Below are 7,326 nucleotides of genomic sequence, written 5' to 3' on the forward strand. Positions count from 1 at the left end.
TTCTTTCCGCACGGTGATATCTCCCTTCTATAAATTTGGAAAGGAAGCACCTCCGTGGCGGAGGTGCCGGTATAAATTGTTTAATCATTCTTTTAAAGCTCTGTATACCTTTTCCGCTGTAATGGGAAGTTCAAAGAATCTTACCCCAATGGCGTTATATATGGCATTGGCAATGGCCGGAGCGGTGGCCACCAATCCCGTTTCCCCAACCCCTTTAACTCCGTAGGGATGGCTGGGTTCTTCTGCTTCTACAATAATAGCTTTCAGTTCCGGTATATCCACTGCTGTGGGCAGCATATACTTGTGGAAGCCGTCATTTAGCTGGCGCCCCTTGTCATTGTATTTAATTTCTTCACCGAGGGCGTAACCAATGCCCTGGGCCAGGCCGCCGTGCAGCTGTCCTTCCACAATTTGGGGATGGATGGCTTTACCCACGTCATGGGCAGCCACCATTTTCAGAATTTTCACCTGCCCTGTCTCGGTATCTACTTCCACTTCGGCAAAGTGGGCCAACCAGGGCGGGGCATTTTCCGGAATAATTTTACCTACCCCGATAAACTGGCGTCCCTTCAGGTGGGCCTGCACCGCCACTTCACTTAAAGGAGCCTTTATTTCCGGATTACTGGTAGAAACAACAGTGTCGTTCTCAATGTCCAGGTCACCGGCTTCTACTTCCAGCATTTCAGCCGCATAATCTAAAATTTGTTTTTTAGCATCTCTGGCCGCCGCCACCACCGCCATTCCGGAGGCATAACAGGTGCGGCTGGCGTGGCTGCCAATTTCAAAGGGAGTGGATTCTGTATCCGCAAAGGTTACTCCAATTTTTTCATAACTGATGCCCAGTACCTCTGCTGTAATTTGGGCCAGGGTGGTGACGGTACCTGTGCCCATATCCGGCACACCGGCTGCCAAATGGGCGGAACCGTCCTGCTGGATGGTAACATAAGCATTGGAATAGTCCCCACAGAAGGGCCAGGCGTTGGATACGTGGGTTCCTATACCCACCCCAAGTCCCCTTCTTTTGGTGCCGGTTTTATCGAATTTCCCCCTGCGCTGCCAGTTGATAGCTGCGGCCCCCTTCTTGATACACTCTGCAAGGCCGGAACTCCGGCAGGGATAAGGTAAAACCCACTTGTCGCCGGGCTGCATAATGTTTTTCAGTCTAATTTCCAACGGGTCGATACCCAGTTTTTCTGCTATAATGTCTATTTGCGACTCAATGGCAAACATGGCCTGGGGATTGCCAAAACCTCTCATCGCACCGGCCGGGGTGGTATTGGTATATACACTGTGCCCGTCGTACATCTGGTTCGGGCAGCGGTAAACGGACAATCCCATGGCCCCAAGAACGCCCGGGGTTTCGGCACTCCAGCTGCAGTAGGCACCGGCATTTAAAATACCTTCCATCTGGCGGGCGGTAAACGTGCCGTCCTTTTTCACGCCGGTCTTTACCGTAACGTATCCCGAGTGCCGGGTGTCTGACGCTATAAAATCCTCTCGACGGCTGTAAACCACCTTAACCGGTTTTTTCGCCTGCATGGCCAGGGCCACTGCAATGGGTTCCGCTTTGGCCGACAGGCCGATTCTCACTCCAAAGCCGCCGCCAATATAAGGTGGGTTTAACACCCGCACTTTACTGTAAGGAAGTCCAAAAATGGTGGCTATAATACGTCTTGAAGGGTGAGGTGTTTGGGTTGTTGACCATACGGTAACCCTCCCGTCCGCTGTCACCTGAGCTACCGCTGCCTGGGTTTCCATTTGGGCCTGTTTTTGTACCGGCAGCTTAAATGTATGTTCAAAGATTTCATCCGCCTCTGCAAACCCCTTTTCAATATCTCCCAATTCTAGGTGTATTTTTTCCCCGGGAATATTTTTCCCCGCCCTGCACGGGCCGTGCAGGTCCGGTGCCCCCGGTTCCATTGCCTCCAGCGGATCAAATACCGCCGGCAGTTCTTCATACTCCACTTCAATAAGTTTTAATGCCTGTTCCGCAATTTTTTCAGAAACAGCGGCCACCGCCGCCACCTCATCGCCCACGTAGCGCACCACAGAATCAAAAATATACTGGTCTTCCACCGGCTCCAGGGGTGGTATGGTAAAGGTTGAAGTGGCAGAGGTATTAAATTTAACTCGAGGGGTATTTTTATAACATACCACCGCTTCTACGCCGGGCAGTTTTTCAGCCTTACCGGTATCAATATTGATAATTTTGGCATGGGGGTATGGGCTGCGCAGCACTTTACCGTACAGCATTCCCGGCAGGCTTATATCGGTGGTGAAAGTGGCAGTACCCATGGCCTTCTCCAGCGCATCCAACTTCCGAACATTTTTACCGATTACAGCGGGCTTTTTCACTTTAACGCCTCCCTTCTATTTGCGCCGTTCCCTTTTAATCATTTCCGCCGCCATCATAATGGCCTCTTCAATTTTGACATAGCCGGTGCAGCGGCAGATGTTTCCGGCCACCGCCTCTTTTATTTCCTCCCGGGTAGGATTGGAGTTCTTATCCAACAGGGCCTTGGCCGACATAATCATACCGGGAGTACAAAAACCGCACTGGATAGCCCCGCAGTGAATAAAGGTCTCCTGCAGCGGGTGCAGTTTCTCCACAGTGCCGATACCTTCAATCGTTTCTATACGGGCATTCATAGCCCGGGGAGCTGGAACGATACACGAGTTTACCGCCTTACCGTTCATAATTACCGTGCAGGCACCGCATTCTCCCCTGCCACAGCCTTTTTTCGTTCCGCTCAGGCCCAGGTCACCGCGCAGCACATCCAGCAAGGTATCGCCGGGAGAAATCCGCCTTTCCACCGGTTTCCCGTTTAATATCATCTTTAAAATCATTTGGGCCATTATGTTCCCTCCTTTTTCATACTAATAGCCGGCCCGGGTTACCCTTGAGCTTTATTAAAAGCTTCAGACAGGCCGCGCTTAACCAGCGTCTCCAGCACCGATTTACGGTATTGGCCGGACCCCCTTAACGCGCTGTCCCTGGGATTGGCCCGGGCGGCAGCAGCCTTGGCGGCTTCTAATATATTTTGCTCGTTCACTTCCCTGCCCCGCAGCATGTTCTCTGCCTCCACTGCCCGTAAAGGCCGCGGTGCCACCGGAGCCATTACTATTCTCACCCATTCCACTTTGTGATTCACCAGCGATGCCACCACGGCCACATTTAACACCGGCAGGGCCAATGCTCCCCGCTGGGCCAGGCGGATAAAGGCAGAACCCTGGTTAGGCAGCAGGGCGGGAAATTGAACGGCGGTAACCAGCTGTTTGGTACTGTCAATCTTACTTTTGCCCACCCCGGTATACAAATCTTCAACGGGTTGATAGGCGGTACCGTTTTCAGTCTTAATTTCCGCCACCGCTCCCAGGGCCACCAATGCCACGGCGGCATCCGCAGCCGGTTGGGCATTGATAACGTTGCCCACCACCGTTCCGGTGTTGCGAATCTGCAGTGAGCCAACGGAACGGCAGGCTTCGGCCAGGACCGGTGCACTATCCAAAACAAGCTGCGATTCAGCTGCCTGCTGGTGGGTTACAGCAGCACCGATGCGTATTTGCCCATCCACCAGTTCAATATTTTGCAGATCATCAATGCTGTTAATGTCAACCAGTATTTCAGCACTAACTTTCTCCGCCTGCAGGTCCAATATCAGGTCGGTTCCCCCGGCTATTACCCTGGCATCACCTTTCTGCAGGGCGGCCAAAACCTCATCCACCGTTTGGGCTCGCACGTAATCTTTAAGCATCCCTTAACCTCCTTTTATTATTCTGAAAGGGTTATCTTCCTTAGCTTGGCAGCAGCTGTCCATAAACACATGCAAACAGCATGCCAGTTAAAATACCGGCTTTGACAGCGGTTTTAAAGCCCGTTTACCACTTTTCCAGCCAACAAAAAAACGGCAGCCTGCCGCTTTTTCGGCAGGCCGCCTTATTTTTCGTTTTGTAAATACCGCAGCATGCGGGGGGTGGCATTTAATATTTTGGCTGCTTTAGATCGGTCTCCACCGGTGTAATTCAATACCTTTTCTATAACCTGCTTGGCTATGTAACCCTGGGCTGCTTTTAATTCGTTTAGCAGCTCTTTAATGTCCACTTTCAAGGGGTTTATCTGGCTGATCAGCCCGTGGGACCACTGGGCTACAGCTTCCTTGATACTGCTGCTGTCACCGGCCGGCAGCCTCTCTTCTAACCGGCCGCTAAAGCCCCGGTTTTTTATTTTATCCGGCAGGTGTTTTACTTTTATTTCTTCCCCGTCACACAGTGCCGCCGCCTGGGTGACAACATTGGCCAGTTCCCTTACATTACCCGGCCAGTGATAATTTATTAACATTTCCATGGCTTCGGCATCAACGGTAACAGGCGTATTATTATCATTACAGCGGTTGCGTTTAATAAAGTGATTTACCAGCAGGGGGATATCACACCTGCGCCGGCGCAGGGGAGGTATTTCCAACGTCACCACTTCCAGGCGATAAAAAAGGTCTTCACGAAATCTGTTAGTTCTAACTGCTTCGGCCAGGTTAACGTTAGTGGCCGCAATAACTCTTACATCGACGCTTAAAGTTTTTTCCCCGCCCACAGGTATAAACTCCCCGGTTTCCAACACCCGCAGCAGTTTAACCTGGATAGCCAAACTGGCATCACCAATTTCATCCAGAAATAACGTTCCGCCATCCGCTATCTGAAAAATTCCTTTTCTAGCCCCCTGGGCCCCGGTAAAAGCCCCCTTTTCATGACCAAACAGTTCACTCTCCAGCAGGTTTTCGGTAAATGCGCCGCAGTTAACAGATATAAAGGGCTGTTCAGCCCGGTGGCTTTGCGAATGAACAAACCTGGCCACCACTTCTTTACCTACACCGGTTTCCCCTTGGATGAGCACGTTAACATCCTTGCCCGCTATTTTGCCGGCCAGTGTTAAAACCGGTATCAGCGGACTTTCCTCAGCAGCTATGATGCCGTAATCTTTTGTTAAATCAAACCGCCTGCCGGCAGTTAGTTTCCAGCCGGTGGAATTTGACAGCGCCCGGTCTATTTTTTGCTCCAGTTCGTTTAGATCCTCAAAGGGTTTTTCAATATAATCAAAGGCACCTAATTTTATAGCCTCCACAGCACTTTTAACCGTGCTGTAACCGGTCATAATTATTACTTCGCAGCGGGGCAGAACTTGTTTGATATCCGCCAGCAGTTTAATGCCGTCGGTGTCCGGCAGCTTCAAGTCCACCATGGCCAGGTCAAAGGGCAGCTGTGCCAAAATCTGTTTTGCTTTCTCACCGCTGTGAGCCAAATAAACATCAAACCCTTTCTCCTGCAGCAGGAAATCAAAAAAGGTGCAAACCTCCACTTCGTCGTCTATCACCAGTACCCTGGGGGGTTTTTTCATTTCACCTCACCTCCGTTTTCTTCCCGGGGAAGCACCAGTCGAAAAACACTTCCCACACCAATTTTACTCTCTACCTCAATCCTGCCGCCATGACTTTCAGCGATACCTATGCTGACAGAAAGACCCAGCCCTGTACCTTTACGGCCTTCCTTAGTGGTAAAAAAGGGGTTAAATATTTGTTCAATGTTTTCCGCAGAAATTCCGCAGCCGTTATCTTCCACAGCCAAAAATATTTCTTTGTTTTTGATCATTCCGGTGGTAATTTTAATTACTTTGTTATCCTTTTCTTCCACCGCATCTTTGGCATTTAATAAAAAGTTTAATACCACCTGTTCCAGCTGCTGGCTGCTGCCCCGCACTTCAGGCAGCCGGTTATTCAAATCAGTTACCAGTTCAATATTGTTTTTTTCAATTTGATAGCGAATTAAAGAAAGGGATCTTTCCACCACCCGGTTGATACTGACCATTTGATTGGTATGCAGCTTATCCCGGCGGGAAAAAGTCAATAAATTCTGAATAATCCTTTTGCACCGGGAACCGCAGTTCTTTATGTCCTCCAGCATTTTATACCGGGGTTCAGTATTTGGGGTTTTGCGCAGCAGCAGTTGAGCATTGCCCAAAATAGCGGTTAAGGGACTGTTTAATTCGTGAGCCACTCCGGCGGCCATTTCTCCTATGGCGGCTAATTTGGCCGATTGAAATAGTTGGGCTTCCATCCGCAGTTTTTCCGTTACATCCTGCACGTAACAGACAATTTCTATCACTTCACCTTTACTGCCTATCACCGGAAAGGCAGAGGTATGATAAATTTTCCCCGACGGCCTGCTTAATTCGGCAGAGGCCGGCTTACCGGTATCAAAGGCCTTTACAGCGGGGCACAAGCTGCACCTGACACCGTCGTTAAACAGGTGATAACACTTTTGCCCCAGTACACTTTCCGCCGGTGATGATTTAACGATATTTCTATTGATGCTTATTATTTCATAATGACCATTAATGACAAAAAGCAGGTCAGGAACGGCTCTAAAGGTTGACTCCCAAATCTTTTTACTGTTTAAAATTTCATTGTATAAATTTAAGTTGGCCAAGCAAACCGCCAGTTGGTCAGCCAGCTGCTGTACAAATATAAAATCACTTTCGGAATAGGCAAAGGGATGCCTACTGCCAAAATTTAAGGTGCCAATTACTTCTTCCCTTACCAGCAGCGGCGCCATAATGGCCGATTGAATACCAATTATCTTTAATGCTTTATCCTCTTGATACTGCTTTTTATCATTCCAAATATCCGGCCGTAAAAAGCAGCGTTTATCTTTCATTGCTTTCCACGGCGCTGAGTTTTCTTCCGGTAAAACCGTTCCCACTCCCAATATTTTTTGATCCTTTGGTATGCCGGATTTTATTACCAGTTTCCCTTTGTCCAGCAGGCAAAAGCTTAACAGGTCATAGGACATCACCTGGCGCAGCGGTTCTGCCACCCGCTCGATAATTTCATCGTAGCTCATATCCACGTTAATACTGCGGGCTATTTGGTTAATAATTTCTAAACGCTTATTTTGTTTGGACATTTCTTCAATGGTTTCTTTCAGTTCCACATAACAGCTCTGCCTGGCTGATTGGACACCTGTCAGTTTGGCCAGAATGTGTGGATCAACTTTTTTCACATGCGTCACCTGCCACTAATAAGCACTTTTTAATATTTCAATTACACCCGTGGGTTGGTTACCAGGTATATATCTTTAATGACACTGCCTCATGGCAAATTGGGATACTTTACTATTTACCATTATATAACATAAATTTCCATTGCAGCTATAATTAATAGTTATGCCAAAAGGAATAAAAATCGAGTAGGGTAACGCCGCAGTAATTTGCTACGGCGTTATCCCTCTCACAGAACCGTACGTACGGGCCTCGTATACGGCTCCTGATAAACCTCA

5 protein-coding genes are annotated in these 7,326 nt (G+C 48.9%); all 5 read right to left on the bottom strand.

Annotated elements, in window-relative coordinates:
- Window positions 1-84: 84 nt before the first annotated feature.
- The gene (locus JOC37_RS11730; RefSeq protein ID WP_204619191.1) at window positions 85-2,355 is read right to left on the bottom strand and encodes a molybdopterin cofactor-binding domain-containing protein; all 2,271 of its coding nucleotides are present in this window, start codon (window positions 2,353-2,355) and stop codon (window positions 85-87) included.
- Between the two features lie 15 nt (window positions 2,356-2,370).
- On the bottom strand, window positions 2,371-2,856 hold the full coding sequence (locus JOC37_RS11735) for a (2Fe-2S)-binding protein (RefSeq protein WP_204619193.1): 486 nt from the start codon (window positions 2,854-2,856) through the stop codon (window positions 2,371-2,373).
- 38 nt (window positions 2,857-2,894) lie between these two features.
- The gene (locus tag JOC37_RS11740) at window positions 2,895-3,755 is read right to left on the bottom strand and encodes an FAD binding domain-containing protein (protein ID WP_204619195.1); all 861 of its coding nucleotides are present in this window, start codon (window positions 3,753-3,755) and stop codon (window positions 2,895-2,897) included.
- Between the two features lie 182 nt (window positions 3,756-3,937).
- Window positions 3,938-5,389, bottom strand: a complete 1,452-nt coding sequence (locus JOC37_RS11745; RefSeq protein ID WP_204619197.1) for a sigma-54-dependent transcriptional regulator — start codon at window positions 5,387-5,389, stop codon at window positions 3,938-3,940.
- On the bottom strand, window positions 5,386-7,050 hold the full coding sequence (locus tag JOC37_RS11750; protein ID WP_338017388.1) for an ATP-binding protein: 1,665 nt from the start codon (window positions 7,048-7,050) through the stop codon (window positions 5,386-5,388). Before JOC37_RS11750 ends, JOC37_RS11745 begins: the two co-directional genes overlap by 4 nt.
- Between the last annotated feature and the right edge of the window lie 276 nt (window positions 7,051-7,326).

Origin of the sequence: Desulforadius tongensis, from assembly GCF_016907915.1 — a bacterium.
Lineage (GTDB): Bacteria > Bacillota > Desulfotomaculia > Desulfotomaculales > Desulfohalotomaculaceae > Desulforadius > Desulforadius tongensis.